Here is a 15,887-nt window from a genome sequence, read left to right as displayed (position 1 = left end):
GCACGCCTGTCACACGTCGATATCCTCCAGCCGCGTCCCCTTCGTCTCGACGAACCAGCGCGCCACGACGAACAGCTGCACAAGCATCGCCAGCGCGAACAGGACGAACGGCAGGCCGTTCGAGCGCGCCGCCATCGCCGGGAACACGCCGGCGACGATGGCATCCATGAGCCAGTGCGTGGACGCGCCGAGACTCTGCCCGCGCGCCCGCACCTCGGTCGGGAAGATCTCGGAGATGTACACCCAGATCACCGCGCCCTGCGAGAACGCGAACGCCGCGATGAACAGCACCAGCGCCCACAGCAGCAGGTCGCGGTGCATGCCGCTCCACTGGATCCATGCCGTTCCCGTCAGCGCGACGACCATGCCGACCGAGCCCACGATCAGCAACGTCTTGCGGCCCAGGCGGTCGATGACGGTCAGCGCCAGCAGCGTGAACAGCAAATTCGTCGCGCCGATCATCACCGACTGCAGGTCCGCCGATACCTTGCCGAATCCGGCCGCCGCGAAGATGTCGTTCGCATAGTAGAGGATGGCGTTGATGCCCGACAGCTGGTTGAACGCCGCGATCGCGAACGCCAGCAGCATCGGCTTGCGGTAGCGGCTCCAGGACAGCGTCGAACCCGCGGCGACGTGGCCGCGCGCGTAGCGGGCCAGCTCGCCCGCGACGTCGGCGGCGCCGATCTCGCGCAGCACCTGTTCCGCCTCCTTCGTCCTGCCCTTCACGGCCAGCCAGCGCGGGCTGTTGGGAATCACGAACAGGAGGCCGCACAACAGCAGCGCCGGAAGCGCCGCCACGCCGAATTTCCAGCGCCACTCGTCGGCACCCAGGTCAGCCAGGCCGACGAGGTAATTGCTCAGGTACGCGACGAGGATGCCCAGCACGATGTTGAACTGGAAGGCGCCGACCAGCATCCCGCGCCGGTGCGCCGGGGCGATCTCCGCCAGGTAGATCGGCGCCAGCACGGACGAGGCGCCGATCGCGATCCCCCCCAGCACGCGCGCCGCGACCAGCACCGCCAGGCTGGGCGCGAACAGGCAGCCCAGCGCCGAGACGATGTACAGGCCCGCGATGGCGCGCAGGCAGTTGCGTGCCCCGAAGCGGTCGCCCGGGCGGCCCGCGAACAGCGCGCCCAGCAAGGTGCCCCACAACGCGCTCGACACGGTCATGCCGAGGCCCGACGGGTCGAGCCGGAAGGCCTGCGTGAGGCCTTGCGTGGTGCCGGCGATGACCGCCGTATCGAAACCGAACAGCAGCCCCGCCAGGCCGCCAACCAGGGTTCCCTTCAACAACGTATTCATCGTGCTTCCTTCCAGATCGAATTCAGGGACCAGATGTCCAGGTCGCGCACCTGCGCGTCGCCCTCCACGCTGAACAGGCTCACGCCCCCCGCCCCGGCGGGCGGGAACACCTGGTCGGTCAGTACCGCCTCGCCGTCGCCGGCGAACACCGTCACCGAGCCCCGGTCCACGAGGATGCGTAGCGGCAGCCCGCCAGCGCGCAGCGCGACCGGCGCGGCGTGGCGCGCGGCGAACTGCGGATGGAAGCCGGTTTCGCCCGACTTCGTGCGGTCCACGTACACGGCGCCCTGCTTCGCGTCGTAGCCGATCTCGGTATAGGTACCCTGTCCCAGGCGGATGCCGGCGCGCGTCGCGGTGCCCGGTTGCAGGACCATCTTCAATTCCAGCGGCGCACTCGCCGTGCCGGCCAGCGGCACCGCCTTCGTACCGCGCGCGATGGCCTGTCCGGCCCCGCTGTACAGCGACGGGCCGCGCAAACCCCGCGCCTGGGCGATCGGCTGCTGCACGAGCTTCACCTGCCCGTTCACCGTGCGCAGACCCAGTTCGCGCGGCAGCGACTGGGCGCTGCGCCACGGCGCCGTCGGAACCTTCTCGCCGTACAGCCAGTTGTTCATCCAGCCGACCAGCAGCTTGCGGCCGCCCGGCGCATCGTTGTACGTCACGCCCGCGTAGAAATCGGCGCCGTAGTCGAGCCACCGCGGCGCGTCGCCCGCGGCATCGCGGTCGCGCGTAAAGGTCTTGCCGTCGAAGTCGCCGACGAAGTACTGCATGCCCGACCCGCCCGCCGGACCGCCGGGATTGAGGCTGATGACGAGAACCCATTTACGTTTCGCCGGGTCGCCGTCGACCGGCAATTCGATCAGGTCGGGGCACTCCCACACGCCGCCGGTCGCGCCGGCCGGGCCGAACTCGCCCGTCCACTCCCAGTGGACCAGGTCGCGCGAACTGTAGAACAATGCCTTGTGCTGCTTCGCGACGACCGTCGCCAATATCCACTTGTGTCCGGGCTCGTACCAGAATATCTTCGGGTCGCGGAATTCGCGGTACTCGGCCGCGTAGGGCGCGGGCGGCTCCGGCAGCACCGGGTTGCCGGCGTACTGCGTCCACGTGCGGCCGCGATCGAGGCTGTAGGCGATCGACTGTGCCTGCGTGCCGGCGCGCACAGGCTTGCCGTTCACCGTGCGCGCCTGCGGAAACATGGACGTATACATGGCCACCATCGCCGGCTTGCCCGGCTGGCCGAATCCGCTGGTGTTGGCGTGATCGACGACGGCGCTGCCCGAGAAGAACATCTGCGTGGGTTCGCCCCTCGCATCCTGTTCGACGGGCAGCGCCAGCGGCAGCTCGGTCCAGTGCAGCAGATCGGGGCTGACCGCGTGGCCCCAGGACATGTCGCCCCAGGTGTTCTGGTTCGGGTTGTACTGGTAGAACAGGTGATACTCGCCGTCGTGGTACACGAGGCCGTTCGGATCGTTCATCCAGTTGCGTTGCGGGGAGAACGACAGTTGCGGGCGGAATGGCTCACCGTAGGTCGGGGCGGGATCGGGCGAGCTGCTCGCGCAGCCGGCGGCCAGCAGCGCCGCGCCGAGGGCGAGCAGAGAGAATCGGAAGGTCAAAGCCACAGGAATTCCTTGTTGGTGTCGGAGACGGGCAGCCTCCCGGCCGCCCGTGATGCAGTCGTCGGTGCGCTCAGAAGCGGTACGTGAGGCTGGCGCGGATCGTGCGGCCGAACAGTGGCCGCGCGATACCCCGGTTACGGGTGCCGTCCGGCGACAGCAGGTCGGAGAACAGCGGATCGCCTTCCGTGAACGACAGCTGGTTCGTGAGGTTGGCCACGTGCAGCTGCGCCATCCAGCGCGACGAGACCTGGTATTGCGCGCCCATGTTGATGATGTGGTACGACGGCAGCAGGGTCACGTTGGTATCGGTCGCCTCGGAGAACCGGTCGCCGACGTACTGGTATTGTCCGTACACCGTCATCGGGATGCCCGTCATGGCGAGCAGGTCGTACGACGGCTGGAAGTTGGCCATGATCTTGGCCAGGCGGCGCGGACGGCGGCCGTCTTCGCTGATCTGCACGTAGTGGTAGCCCGTGATCACGCCCTGGGGATCCTTGTCCTCCTGCGTGATCTGGTAGCGCGCACCGTCGACCTTCGGATTCTGCGCCACGACGTTACCCTTCAGTTCGAGCCCTTCGATCATGCGTGGACGCCAGCTCAGTTCGATCTCCGTGCCGACGTTGCGCACGCCGCGCTTGTACAGCTGGGCCACGTCCGGGCACGAGTTGATCTGCGTGACGCCGCCGAGCGTGGAGCATGCCGGCGACTGGAAGTCCTTGTAGATGTTCACGGCGCTGCGCGGCGAGAACTTGTTGTAGAACAGCGCGACGGAGGCGCCGAACTCGCGCGTCAGGTAGCGCAGGCCGCCTTCGTACTGGCGGATGTGCTCGACGGCGCTGAGCTCGACGGGGCGCCCGTTCACCACCACTGCGCCCGCAGTGCTCAGGTTGTTGAGGTCCTCGAGGCTCGGCAGGCGGAACGAGTACGACGCCAGCGCGTACACGGCGAGGGGCCGGCTGAAGCTGTAGTTGCCGCCCAGCGACCAGCCGATGCCGTGATAGGTCTTGTTCAGCAGGTTGGGCTGGCCGGGGAACTGGATCTCGTTGTCCGCCGCGGTATCCTGGGTGGAGCCGACGACGACGTTCGCCGGTGTCAGGTCGACCGCCGTGTTGCGTTCGCGGCGGTCGACGTTGGCCCGCACGTCCTGCCAGCGCACGCCCGCGTCGATCTTCAGCTTGCCCTGCAGCGTTTCCCAGTGGTCGAGCAGGTAGGCTGCATGGCCATCGGCCTTGATGTGGCTGACCCAGCCGAACCAGCCGGGCAGGATCGCGCCGCCCGACGTCAGCGACGGGCCCACCTGGTTGCCGGCGGCATCGACCACCGTCAGGTCGATGAGGCGCGCGTTGGGGGCGCTTTCCGACACGAGCAGCCCGGCCTGGAAGTTCGGATCGTAGGTGTAATGGCTGCGGTACACGCCGAACGTCAGGTCGTGCGTGCCGGCCGCCTTGAACGTCTGCTGGCCCTTCAGGTCGAGGACCGTGCTGGCCGCGTCGGTGTCGGCGATGAACGGCACCAGGAAGTTCATGTAGGATCCCGGCGCCACGCGCGTGCCGTCGTTCCGGTAGGTGCCGACGACGCCGGCGCCCTTTCCGTACTTCGCGATGAAGTCCTCGCGGCTGATGTTGGCGAAGTCCGCGCACGTGCCGCTCTTGAAGTAGCCGACCAGTTTCGCATTGCTCAGGTTGCAGCCCAGCGCCGCCCCGTGCGCCGGCGAGATCACGTCGTTCTGGAAGCGCGCGTTCAGGAACGTGGCCGCAGTCGCCGTGTCGTTGCCCGTGAAGACCGAATTGAACCCGCTGCTGCCGCCCGTGCGGCGCAGGCCGGCCGTGACCTTCAGGCCGGAGTCGAAGTCATGCCCCAGCTTCAGCGTGAACATCTTGAAGTCGGGGTGGATGCCGTCGGCCTGGTCGATCGTGCGCGTGCCGTATTCGCCGATCAGGTTGAAGCGGCGGTTGTAGGGCGACGCCGTCGTGCCGTGCGCGAAATCGATGCCCAGCGGCTGGATGGTGTCCTGGCTGAGGACCGTCGGATGCGCCGGCGTGCCGGACTGGGTGAAGCGCGGCACCGAGATCGGCAGGTTCTGGTAGAAGGCCGTGCGGTCGTTGATGACGAGCGCGTCGAAGCGGGCCGTCGTCCGGCGGTCGTCGCTCGTGTAGATGACGTTGCCGCGGATCTGGCCGCCGCGGTCCGCCGTGTAGCCCGTATCGCGGATACCTTGACTTCTGCGATAGTAGCCGCCGACGGCGCCGGTCAGGTTCCTGCCCAGCGGGCCGGACACGAACGCGTCCTGGCGGATGAAGCCGTAGTCCGCGTATTCGAGCTTGTAGCCGCCTTCCAGGTGGTCGCCGCCCGTGCGCGTGATGTGGTTGATGGTCGCGCCCAGGCCGTTCGAATACAAGATGCCGCCGGGGCCGCCCTTCACCGCCTCCACGCTTTCCGTCATCAGGTCGTCGCGCACGAACACGTCGTTGTTCAGGAACGGGGCTTCCGATTCCTCGTACGCCGGCAGGCCGTCGATCAGCTGCGGCGCGAAACGGAAGCCGCCGACCACGGGCAGGCCGCGCACCGTGATGTTGTTGCTGGCCTCGCCGGCGGTGCTGCCCTCGGCATAGATGCCCGGCAGGTTGCCCAGCAGGTCGGCGGTACTCATCGGCGCCAGGCGCTGGATGTCTTCCGCGCTCAGCGTGTTGATCGAGAACGTGGCGTTCTTCTTGGTCGTCGTCCGGGTCACGCCCGTGACGATCACGACGTTATTGGGCTCGTCGGCCTTGGCCGCGGACTGCTCCGCGGCCGCGCCGGCCTGCTGCTGCGCGAACGCGAGGGCGGGCGCCAGCGCGATGACGAGGGCGGCCGAGCGGCCGATATAGGGGGTGAGCGAGTAACGCATTTGTATTTATCTCCTGTGTGATATTGACTTCTTTGCCTTCGCTTTTCCAGCTGCCGGTCTTTTGAACCGGATGTCCAACGTTGTCATTTCTTTTGAAAAAATTTTTAAAAAAATTCGAAACCTTCCACATCGGCCAGTTCGCTCGTGTACGGCAGGTCCGCGCCGCGGCGCGAGCAGGTGACGGCGGCGGCGCGCGCGGCGAAACGCAACGCCTCCACCAGTTCGTCCTGGACCAGGCCTTCCACCGCGCGCCGGGTGAGCTTGCCGGCGCGCTGCAGCCAGGCGAGCAGGCCGGCCTGGAACGTGTCGCCGGCGCCGACCGTGTCCACGACCGTGACGGGCACGGCCGGCACTTCCACCGCCAGCTGCGAGCGCGTGACCGCCACCACGCCCCGCTCGCCCCATGTCACGACGACGAGGGCCACGCCGGCTTCCAGCGACTGCGCGATGAACGTGTCGACGCGCATGCCCGGATACAGCGCGTGGATGTCTTCCTCGCTGACCTTGAGCACGTCGGCGCGGCGCTGCATCCAGCGCACGGATTCGCGCCAGGTGTCGACATCGGGCTCGATGGTCAGCCGGACGTTCGGGTCGTAGACGATGAGACTGCGGCCGCGCTGCCGGTCGACCAGCGCGCGCAAGGCGGACGCCACGGGCTCGACGACCATGCAGTACGAGCCCACGTGGATCGCCGCCGCGTCGGCGGGCACGCTCGCCAGGTCGGCCTGGGTCACCATGCGGTCGGCCGTGCCGCTGCCGTAGAACGTGTAGAGGGGCACGCCGCGCTCGTCGACGCTGACCATCACGAGCGCGGTCGGTGCGTCCGGACGCGGCGCGGCGGACAGGTCCACGCCCTCGGCCGCCAGCGCCGCGTGCAGCTTGCGGCCGAACAGGTCGCGCGACAGGCCGCCGAAGAACGACGCGGTGCCGCCCAGCCGCGCCACGCCGGTCGCCAGGTTGAACGGCGAACCGCCCTGGCAGGCCGACAGGTCGATGGCGGCCGCCCGCTTCTCTCCCCCCTCCTCCGCCGCGAACACATCGAACAACGCTTCACCACACACAACGATCATGCTTCCTCCTGCCGATTGAAATTGTTTTCGATACGCCTGCCGTCCGGTCCGAACACGTGCAGCGCGCCGTCCGCGGGCGCGACGGCCCAGGCGCTGCCGGGCGGCGGCGGCGTCTCCTTGATGGACACCACGAGGGGCCGCGCCAGCCCCGCGACATCCAGGTGCACGTGCGATTCCGCGCCGAGCCGCTCGACGAGCGCGACGCCGCCGCGGATCGGCCCCGCGGCATCCGGCACGAGGTGCTCGGGCCGCACGCCGACCGTCACCGGGGTGCCGCTTGCGGCCGGGCCGCGCCAGTCCAGCGCCACGCCGCCCAGCGCGAGCCGGCCCTGCGCGTCGACGGTGCCGTCGACGAGGTTCATCTTCGGCATGCCGATGAAGCCGGCGACGAACACGTTCGCGGGCCGCTCGTACAACGCCATCGGCGCCCCGACCTGCTGCACGCCCGTCGGCCCCAGCACGACGATGCGGTCGGCCAGGGTCATTGCCTCGACCTGGTCGTGGGTCACGTAGACCATCGTCGCGCCCAGCTGCTTGTGCAGCCGCGCGATCTCGACGCGCATGTCGGCGCGCAGCGCGGCGTCCAGGTTCGACAGCGGTTCGTCGAACAGGAAGGCGCGCGGCTTGCGCACGATGGCGCGGCCGATGGCCACGCGCTGGCGCTGCCCGCCCGACAGCTGCGGCGGCTTGCGGTCCAGCAGGTGCTCGAGCTGCAGCATGCACGCGACCGTGCGTACGGATGCCTCGACCTCCTGCTTCGGCACGCGTGCGAGGCGCAGGCCGAAGGCGATGTTCTCGAACACGGTCATGTGCGCGTACAGCGCATAGCCCTGGAACACCATCGCCAGGCCGCGCCGGGCCGGCGGCGTCCCGTTGACGCGCGCGCCGTCGATGCGGATCTCGCCGCCGCTGGCCTCTTCCAGGCCCGCGATCATGCGCAGGACGGTCGATTTGCCGCAGCCCGAAGGACCGACCAGCACGACGAACTCGCCGTCCGCGATCGAGAACGAGATGTTCTCGAGGACGCGGTTGGCGTGCTTGCCGGCGTAGGTCTTGCCCACGCCGGTCAACGTGATGGATGCCATGCCGAGGCCCCCGCATCCAGCCCGCCCATGCGCCATACTTTCAGCCTGACGACACGGTCGCCCGGCGCCGCGATCAAACCGAGCCCGGTCGCGTCAAGCCGCGACGGATACATGCGGCTCGTGATGCTCTTGCGTTCGTTGACATAGGCTTCGACCATCGACCGGTCCACGAATACGCGCAGGCGCACGTGCTCGCCGCGCAGGTCGAACGCGCCGCCCTGCACGCCGCGCGAGCGGGCGTCCGCATCCCGCGTCGTGTGCGTGCGGTCGATCTCGAAACGCTCGCGCGCGGTATCCACGACGAGGTCCGTGTGCTCGGCATCGTCGGGCGTCTTGCGGACGACGAGCCCGCGCCGCGCGAGGCCGTCCGCCGCCGGTTCAAGTTCCATGTCCAGTTCCACTTCCAGCGCGTCGCCCTTGATCGTTGCCAGCCGGGCCGCCGCTGCGGCGGGCGTGACGTCGGCCAGGTCCAGCAACACCTCCTGGCGCAGGCTCCGGAGTTCGTCGATGGGCGCCAGGCGCAGGTCGTCGTCCGGGCCGATCGCGAGCGTCAAGGGCAGGCCCGCGTTGTGGGCCCAGCCGCTCGCCCATTCGTCGCGCAGGCTGCGTTCGCCCTGGGCAATCGAGAAGACGATGGTGCGACCCGTCTTTGGATCGATAAAACCGCTGGGACCGGAAAAATGGTGATCGCCCAGGTCGAACACGCGCGGGGCCTCGCGGTCCGGCACGAAGCGCGCGGCGGCGGGGTCGAACACGCCGATCCAGTAGTACGCCTGCGCCCCCACGTCCGTGAGGAACACGTGACGGGGGCGGCCGTCCGTCCCCATCCCGATCGGCAGCAGCACGGGCAGCTCGAACGTCTTGTCGAAGCCGGGATAGCGTTTCGCATCGAGCGTGAACAGCGGCCCCCGATAACGCCAGTGGACGAGGTCGGACGATTCGTGGACGAGCGCCGTGCCGCTGCCGCCCGCGATGCGCGAGCCCACAAGCTGGAACCAGCGGTCGCCGGCATCGTCGCGGAACACGAACGGGTCGCGGAAATCGCCCGTGTGCCCGGGGCCCGGCTGCTGCTCGGTCACCGGCACCGGATACTTCGTCCACCGCACCAGGTCCGCGTCCGCAGGCCGCGCGAGACCGGTGCGCTCGTGGATGGGCGCCTTGTCGTTTCCCGCCGTGAAGAACAGCACCGGCGTGCCGTCGCGCGCATGCGTGGCGCTGCCGGACCAGATGCCGTCCGGCGCGAGCGTGTCGTCTTCCGGCGCCAGCGCGATGGGCAGTTCGCGCCAGTGGACCATGTCCGGGCTGACCCAGTGGCCCCAATGGATCTGGTGCCAGAACGGGCCGAACGGGTTCTTCTGGAAGAACAGGTGGTAGCGGCCGTCCTGGTAGAACGGCGCATGGGGTTCGTTCATCCAGCCGGAATCCGGCATTGCGTGGTACTGCGGGCGATGGCGGTCGCCGGCGAACGTGACGGGAGCGATGGTCACGTCGGCCTGCGCCAGCGCGGGCGCGCTGCCGCCGTGGGCCGCCAGGTCGGCGTGCACCTTGCGGGCGATATCCTCCCCCGTCGCGGCGCCCGCCGTGATGCGGACCTCGTCCATCAGGCCGAGGAAGGTATTCAGCTGGAACACGCCTTCCACGGTGCGCGGCTGCGAATAGCGGCCGATCGTCAGCGCCCGCGCGGGCAACGCGAAGCTGCCTTCCGCCGGCACCGTGCCGGCCGCCACCTGTTCGCCGTCGAGGAATAGCCGGACCACGCGGCCGCGCGGATCGTAGCTGGCCGCCACGTGCGACCACGCGTCCTTCGGCAGCTTGCGGTCGCTCACGCGCAGGTCGAATTCCGCGCTGCCGAATCCCAGCTTGATGCCCCAGGTGCCGAAGCGATACATCCCGAACGCGAAACCGGTCTTGCTGCCCTCGTCGAACTGGCTGAGGAACGCCGAGTACTGGCCGCCGTCGCCCCATTCGAACGCATGCGGCGCCACCCACGCACTGATCGTCCAGCCGGCGCCCAGCTGCGCCGCCGCGAGGCCGGGTGCCGTGATGTCCGTGGAGTAGCCGTCGAACAGCAGGCAGCCGCCCTTGACGCACGCCGCAGCCGGGCGCCACAGCGGATCGGAATCCGGCTTGAAGCGGGCATGGTTGAAGACGTAGTCGACGGGGTCGTGGCGGCCCGAGACGGCTTCCATCGTCCTGCTGCCGCGCTGCTCGTCGAGCGGCCAGGCGGCGATGTCGGTCGCCGCTCCGGCACGGGCCGGCGCGAGCAGCGCCAGCAGCATTGCAGCCACCCCGCGCCGCCACGGCCGGCTTGTCTGGTCAAAGGGAATCACGGTGTCTCCTCAATGATGGTTGTCCATCGTTGTCATTCCGGTGCCAAAATGTCGTCCAGCCGGTAGCGGCCATGCTCGAAGCGCAGCGGGATCGGGTCGCTGATCTGGCCGACGAACCGGCCGTCCGGCCCCGCATCGAGAAAGGCCATCAGGCAGTCCTCGCCCGTCACCGGGTCGCGCAGGATCTTGCCCGCGTAGCGCCGGCACGGTACGTCGCCATCCAGGAAGCCTTCGGCCGGTTGCCACGGGCCGAGCGGATTCCCGGCCACGAGGTAGTGCGTGCCCGAGACGCCGCCGCCCTGCTGCGCGCGCTGCGCCTCGGCCCAGTGGTCGCGCACGTTGCAGAAGGTGCAGAACCACTGTCCGTCGCGCGCGAACACCTGCGGCACTTCCAGCTGGCCGTAGTGGCCGCCCTCGTACACGGGCGCCGTCGCTTCCCAGTGCACGAGGTCGGGCGAGACGGCATGGCCGATGACGCCGCGCTCGAACATGGGGCCGTCGTTGCGGCGCGCCGTGAAGAACATGTGGTACATGCCGTCGATCCGGTCCGGCAGCACCCAGGGGTCGCGCAGCGCGCGGTCGTGCCAGCGGCCCTCCGCATGTTCTTCGTAAAAGCGTTCGTCGAGATCCAGCGCGAGGCCGTCGCCGACGCGGGTCCACGGGCCGTCGATGCTGCTCGAGGTCGCGTGGCCGATGCGCTGGCGCAGCCCGTTCTCGGCGCGGCACGTGCCCGTGTAGAACAGGTGGTAGCGGCCTTCCGCATGGATCACGGAACCGGTCCACGTCGTGAAGTCGTCCCATGCGGGTCCGGCGGACGGCCCGAACACGGTGCCGCGGTAATCCCAGTGCCGCAGGTCACGCGACACGGCGTGGCCGATGGAGACGTTCCAGTGGCGCAGGTCCGGATCGCCGATCGCGCGGTCGGCCTGCAGCATGAACAGGTGCTGGGCGTCGCCTTCCGCGTAGTGCCAGAAATCCCAGATGTATTTGTCGTCGAGTTTGAGTGTCATGATGATTGAATCGATTCAGCCCTTGATGCCGGAACCCGCCACCGAGGCGACGAACTGGCGCTGGAACGCGAGGAATACGGCGAGCACGGGCAGCGTGACCACGGACGCGTAGGCCATGATCTGGCCCCAGGAATTGGAACGCCCGAAGAATTGCTGGATGCCCGGCTGCACGGGGCGCGCCGCTTCGCCCTGCACGACCATGATCGGCCACAGGTACTGGTTCCACGCCGCGATGAAGAGCACGATCGCGGCCGTCGCGATCACCGGGCGGCTGTTGGGCAGGATGATGCGGAAGAACAGGGTCCACGGCCCGGCGCCGTCCATCCTGGCCGCTTCGTCCAGCTCGCGCGGGATGTCGCGGAAAAACTGGTAGAACAGGAAGACGCAGAAGGCGTTGGCGAGGAACGGGATGATCTGCACGTGCAGGCTGTTGAACCAGCCGATGTGCCACGTCAGCGCGCCCTGTTCGATGCCGGGCCAGGGCAGGCGCGCGACCAGCGACAGCAGGGGAATGGCGATGACTTCGAACGGGACGATCATCAGCGCGACCACGACGGCCAGCACCGCGCGGCGGCCGCGCCAGCGCATGCGGCTCAGGGAAAACGCGAGCATGCTGTTGACCAGGACGCCGCCGACGACGACGCACGCCGCGATGATCGTGGAATTCAGCAGGAACAGCGGGAGGTTGCTGCGCTCGAAGATCGCCGCGTAGTTGGCCAGCGACCATCCCGCATCGGGGACGAAGGCGGACCAGCTGGCGAGGTTGGCGAAGATGGCGTCGTCGCGCTTGAACGACGACGCGAACATGAACAGCAGCGGGGCCGCGAACACGACGCCGAGCACGCCCATGACGGCGACCAGGAAGGCGGTGCGGAGGAACGGCTTCATGCGTTCTCTCCCCGCGCGAGGAGGACGCGCTGCAGCACGGCGACCAGCAGCACGATGCCGAAGAAGACCATGGCGATGGTCGAGCCGTACCCGATGTCCTGCTGGCGGAACCCGGAGCGCACGGCGTGGTACACGACGGTCGTCGTCGAATCGAGCGGTCCGCCCTGCGTCATCACGTCGACCTGGGTGAACAGGCCGAACGCCAGCAGCAGGGTCGACACGACGACGAACACGATCGTGTTGCGCAGCCCCGGCAAGGTAACGTGCACGAAGCGCTGCCACGCATTCGCGCCCATCAGGGTCGCGGCCTCGTACAGCTCCGGCGCGATCGACTGCAGGCCGGCGAGGAACACGAGCATCTGGAATCCCGCGCCCTGCCAGGCCGACATGATGGCGATGGCGGGCAGCGCATAGCGGGGCTCGCCCAGCCAGTCCGGCCCGACGTTCGGATCGCCCGTCACGGCGCGCAGCAGTTCGTTGATCATGCCGCGGTCGGTGTTCAGCATGAACGACCAGACGATGGACGCGACCACCATCGACGTCACGACGGGCGCGAAATACACGGTGCGGAAGAAGACGCGCCCGGCGATGCGCTGGTTCACCAGCAGCGCCAGCCCCAGCGCCGCGCCGCATTGCAGCGGCAGCACCAGCAGCGCGAACAGGAAGGTGTTGATGAGGGAGCGGTAGAACAGCGGGTCCGTCGCGGCCAGCACGAACCGGCGCTCGCCCAGCTGGACCTGCCACGCCGGCCGGTATTGCGCCAGCTGCGGCTGCGCGCGGCGCGTCTGGCGCCACGTGGGGAAGCGGATGCCCTCCTCGTCGCGCAACGCCGCGCCTGCCGCGTCGCGCAGCGGCCCCACCTCGACCACCTGCAGCGCCAGCAGGCGCCGGTAGTTCTCCAGGCCGACGTAGCGGGTCGGCGCCGGCGACACCAGCCGGTGATCGGTGAACGTGGCGCCGGCCGCGATCAGCAGCGGCAACAGCATGAAGAAGCCGAGCAGCAGCAGCGCCGGACCGGCGAAGCCGGCGATCGCCAGCGGATGGTCGCGGCCGGGCAGTGTCTTCATTGGCGCGCCACCGCTTCGTGCCGGATGAATCCGTAGCCGCCGTTGCGGGCGATGTCGTGTTCGATCGTCTCGACCGCCTCGTCCATCGCCTCGGCCGCATCCTTCCCGGCACGGACATCCGCCATGGCTTTCTCGAACGCAGCCGAGATCGCGGGATAGCCCGGCGTCGCGGGCCGCGGCCGCGCATAGCGAGCGGCGAAGTCGAAATAGATGCGCCAGGCGCCGCCCGGGCGGTAGTGCGCCGTGAGCGCCGCGGCATCCGCCGTGACCGGGACCAGCCCGGTCATGCGCGAGAACTCGGCCATCTCCCGTGCGGACAGCACGTGCTCGAGAAACGCCGCGGCACCCGCCGGATAAGGACAGCTGCTCGACACCGCCCACTGCCAGGACGCCGCGCCGATCCGGGGGCCATGGCCGAAATCGGGCGGCGGCATCACGACGAGATCGTCGCCGAAGCGTTCGCTGTAGTCGCGCGCCTTCCACGACCCGGTGTACTGGAGCAGCGAGCGCCCCTGTTCGAAGCTCTTGTCGTCGGCGGGATTGCGTTCGGCGAGACGGTCCCTGAACAGGCGGCCGTAGTAGCGGGCGACACCCACGGCGGGGTCGCCGTTGAGCACACCCTCGACGCGCAGGTAGTCGCCGCGGTCGATCAGGTCCGCCCCGGCGCTCTCGAGCCAGGGCGAGAAGGCATAACTGAACCACTCGCCTGTCGCCTTGCCGTTCAGGTCGAGCGGATAGCGGTAATGGCCGGCGCGCTTGGCCTTCAGGAGGATGTCGTGGAGTTCGCGCGCCGAGTAGGGCCGTTCGATGGTCGCCACGCGGATGCCCTCGGCGGCGAGCCGCGACCGGCGCGCGAACAGCGCCAGCACGACGTCGAACTGGCCCACGCTGTAGAGGCGTCCCTGGTACGTGCCGCGCCCGCCCGGCAGCAACGGTTGCACCGCCGATGCCGGCAGCAGCCGGTCGAGCGGACGGATGGTGCCGGCCCACGCGAAGTTCGGCACGGCCGGCTGGTCGATCGCCATGACGCACGGCAGGTGCCCGACGAGGGACGCCGCCGTGATCGATTCCGTGTACGTGCCTTGCGGGATCGTCTCGACGACGACTTTCCACTTGTCCTGGGCGCGGTTGAACCGGTCGACCATGTTCCGGCTCGCGACCATTTCGGCGTCGCCGGTATCGTGGCGCCACACAGTAATGTCGATGGGCGCCGCCAGGGCGGGCGACGCCACCATGGCGAGTACCGGAAGCAGCGCCCGTTTCATCATTGTCCCGCCTTGCCGCCCGACGGCGCCGCCACGGTACCGCGCAGCACGGCGCGGCATGGCACGCGGACGATGCCCGGCTCCAGGTCCTTGGCGAGCGCCCGGCGCGCGGCGAGCGCACCGATCTCGCGATACGGCAGGGTGACGGTCGTCAGGCCGGGATCGGACGCCTCCGACAGAAGCCGGAAGTCGTCGAAGCCGACGACGGACACGTCTTCCGGCACCCGGAGGCCGCGCCGCTGCAGCAGGAAGATCACGCGGATCGCCATCTTGTCGTTCCCGCACAGGATGGCCGTGGGACGTTCGGCGCCCGCGAACAGGCCGTCGATCGTCGTCCGCAACTGCGCGAACTCGTCCTCGACACCGGGCGTGGCGCCGTGCAGCAGCCAGGCGTCGTTCGGCCGTACGCCGTGGTCCTGCATGGCGCGGCGAAAACCCTGCAGGCGCAGGCGCGTCGCCACCATGCCCTCGATCAGCTGCAGGAACGCGATCTTGCGGTGGCCCGCGCGCAGCACGGTCTCGGCCGCCGCATAGCCGCCGCCCTCGTCGTCCGGGATGACCTCCGCGAACCGGGATGCCGCTTCAAAGCAGTTCGCGAGCACGGCCGGCGTCTGGCCCAGCGTGTCGGTGACCGTCACGGGACGGTGGAACGTGGTGGCGAAGATGATCGCCTCCACACGGCGGGTGCGCATGTCGGCCACCAGGCGGCTGGCGACGTGCGCCTGTCCGCCCGTCTCGCCGATGATGAGCATCTTGCCCAGGTCTTCGCAGACGGACTGGATGCCCTTGATGATCTCGGACGAATCGGGGGTCGTGGTGAGCTGGTCCGCGATGACGGCCACGAGATCGGTCGGACGCCCGCGCAGCATGCGCGCGGCGGCGGACGGCGCGAAGTCGAGCGCCTGCATGGCGTGCTCGATCCGCTGGCGGGTCTTTTCCGACACGCTGCTCGCATCGTTCAGCACGCGCGACACGGTCTTGATCGATACGCCGGCTTTTTCGGCGACATCGTGAATGGTCGACACCTCGTCTCCTCCGCCCCTTCGGGTCTTCGAACTGGTCAACGTCGGCGTCGCGGTGGTCTTTCACCGCAAATTGTCCAACGTTGTCATTTGACCGAATGCTATCGGCTTTTCGGGCCGGGGTCAACAACTTCAGGTGGGGGAGCGGTGTGGAAGAAGAGTGAAAGGCGAGGACGTGAGTCGAACACGTCTGAACGGCTTTGCAAGCCGTCGCATAACCGCTTTGCTACCTCGCCGTAAACAATCATAGGCGGGCATCCATGACGGGTATCTGTGCCATATCAAGCAAACGCACCGCCATGGTGCGGCACTTACTCGCCGGATTCCGGTCAAACGTGCTTC

General features: G+C 68.6%; 11 protein-coding genes and 1 tRNA gene. All 12 read right to left on the bottom strand.

The window, feature by feature from the left end; all coding sequences use genetic code 11:
- Positions 1-9: 9 nt before the first annotated feature.
- A complete protein-coding gene (locus ACEN9G_RS23870; RefSeq protein ID WP_413342283.1) occupies positions 10-1,302 on the bottom strand; it encodes a sugar porter family MFS transporter in 1,293 nt (430 codons plus the stop codon).
- A complete protein-coding gene (locus ACEN9G_RS23865; RefSeq protein ID WP_413342285.1) occupies positions 1,299-2,924 on the bottom strand; it encodes a glycoside hydrolase family 32 protein in 1,626 nt (541 codons plus the stop codon). The genes ACEN9G_RS23870 and ACEN9G_RS23865 overlap by 4 nt, the downstream gene beginning before the upstream one ends.
- Positions 2,925-2,991: 67 nt before the next feature.
- On the bottom strand, positions 2,992-5,808 hold the full coding sequence (locus tag ACEN9G_RS23860; protein ID WP_483127053.1) for a TonB-dependent receptor: 2,817 nt from the start codon (positions 5,806-5,808) through the stop codon (positions 2,992-2,994).
- Between the two features lie 104 nt (positions 5,809-5,912).
- On the bottom strand, positions 5,913-6,878 hold the full coding sequence (locus ACEN9G_RS23855) for a carbohydrate kinase family protein (RefSeq protein ID WP_495605456.1): 966 nt from the start codon (positions 6,876-6,878) through the stop codon (positions 5,913-5,915).
- Positions 6,875-7,963 carry an ABC transporter ATP-binding protein gene (locus tag ACEN9G_RS23850; RefSeq protein ID WP_483127052.1) on the bottom strand — a complete coding sequence of 363 codons (1,089 nt, stop codon included), beginning with the start codon at positions 7,961-7,963 and terminating at the stop codon, positions 6,875-6,877. Before ACEN9G_RS23850 ends, ACEN9G_RS23855 begins: the two co-directional genes overlap by 4 nt.
- Positions 7,945-10,293, bottom strand: a complete 2,349-nt coding sequence (locus ACEN9G_RS23845; protein ID WP_413341790.1) for a GH32 C-terminal domain-containing protein — start codon at positions 10,291-10,293, stop codon at positions 7,945-7,947. Before ACEN9G_RS23845 ends, ACEN9G_RS23850 begins: the two co-directional genes overlap by 19 nt.
- 32 nt (positions 10,294-10,325) lie before the next feature.
- Positions 10,326-11,303 carry a family 43 glycosylhydrolase gene (locus tag ACEN9G_RS23840; protein WP_413341792.1) on the bottom strand — a complete coding sequence of 326 codons (978 nt, stop codon included), beginning with the start codon at positions 11,301-11,303 and terminating at the stop codon, positions 10,326-10,328.
- Positions 11,304-11,318: 15 nt separating this feature from the next.
- Positions 11,319-12,191, bottom strand: a complete 873-nt coding sequence (locus tag ACEN9G_RS23835) for a carbohydrate ABC transporter permease (RefSeq protein ID WP_413341794.1) — start codon at positions 12,189-12,191, stop codon at positions 11,319-11,321.
- Positions 12,188-13,258, bottom strand: coding sequence for a carbohydrate ABC transporter permease (locus ACEN9G_RS23830; protein WP_413341796.1), 1,071 nt, complete (start codon positions 13,256-13,258; stop codon positions 12,188-12,190). Before ACEN9G_RS23830 ends, ACEN9G_RS23835 begins: the two co-directional genes overlap by 4 nt.
- Complete coding sequence (locus tag ACEN9G_RS23825) at positions 13,255-14,526, bottom strand: sugar ABC transporter substrate-binding protein (protein WP_483127051.1); 1,272 nt, start codon at positions 14,524-14,526, stop codon at positions 13,255-13,257. The genes ACEN9G_RS23830 and ACEN9G_RS23825 overlap by 4 nt, the downstream gene beginning before the upstream one ends.
- Entirely contained in the window at positions 14,523-15,548 is a 1,026-nt protein-coding gene (locus ACEN9G_RS23820) for a LacI family DNA-binding transcriptional regulator (protein WP_413341800.1), read from the bottom strand. The genes ACEN9G_RS23825 and ACEN9G_RS23820 overlap by 4 nt, the downstream gene beginning before the upstream one ends.
- A 162-nt stretch (positions 15,549-15,710) precedes the next feature.
- Positions 15,711-15,781, bottom strand: a tRNA-Cys gene (locus ACEN9G_RS23815).
- Positions 15,782-15,887: the final 106 nt, after the last annotated feature.

Source organism: Massilia sp. Masssp94, assembly GCF_059491305.1.
Note: the sequence above shows the minus strand (reverse complement) of the source record. Positions and strands in the feature narration are given on the sequence as shown.

Excerpts from the sequence above, each read along its gene's own strand:
- ACEN9G_RS23830 (WP_413341796.1), bottom strand. The coding sequence starts at position 13,258 with ATGAAGACACTGCCCGGCCGCGACCATCCGCTGGCGATCGCCGGCTTC.
- ACEN9G_RS23850 (WP_483127052.1), bottom strand. The coding sequence starts at position 7,963 with ATGGCATCCATCACGTTGACCGGCGTGGGCAAGACCTACGCCGGCAAG.
- ACEN9G_RS23860 (WP_483127053.1), bottom strand. The coding sequence starts at position 5,808 with ATGCGTTACTCGCTCACCCCCTATATCGGCCGCTCGGCCGCCCTCGTC.
- ACEN9G_RS23825 (WP_483127051.1), bottom strand. The coding sequence starts at position 14,526 with ATGATGAAACGGGCGCTGCTTCCGGTACTCGCCATGGTGGCGTCGCCC.
- ACEN9G_RS23855 (WP_495605456.1), bottom strand. The coding sequence starts at position 6,878 with ATGATCGTTGTGTGTGGTGAAGCGTTGTTCGATGTGTTCGCGGCGGAG.
- ACEN9G_RS23835 (WP_413341794.1), bottom strand. The coding sequence starts at position 12,191 with ATGAAGCCGTTCCTCCGCACCGCCTTCCTGGTCGCCGTCATGGGCGTG.
- ACEN9G_RS23870 (WP_413342283.1), bottom strand. The coding sequence starts at position 1,302 with ATGAATACGTTGTTGAAGGGAACCCTGGTTGGCGGCCTGGCGGGGCTG.
- ACEN9G_RS23840 (WP_413341792.1), bottom strand. The coding sequence starts at position 11,303 with ATGACACTCAAACTCGACGACAAATACATCTGGGATTTCTGGCACTAC.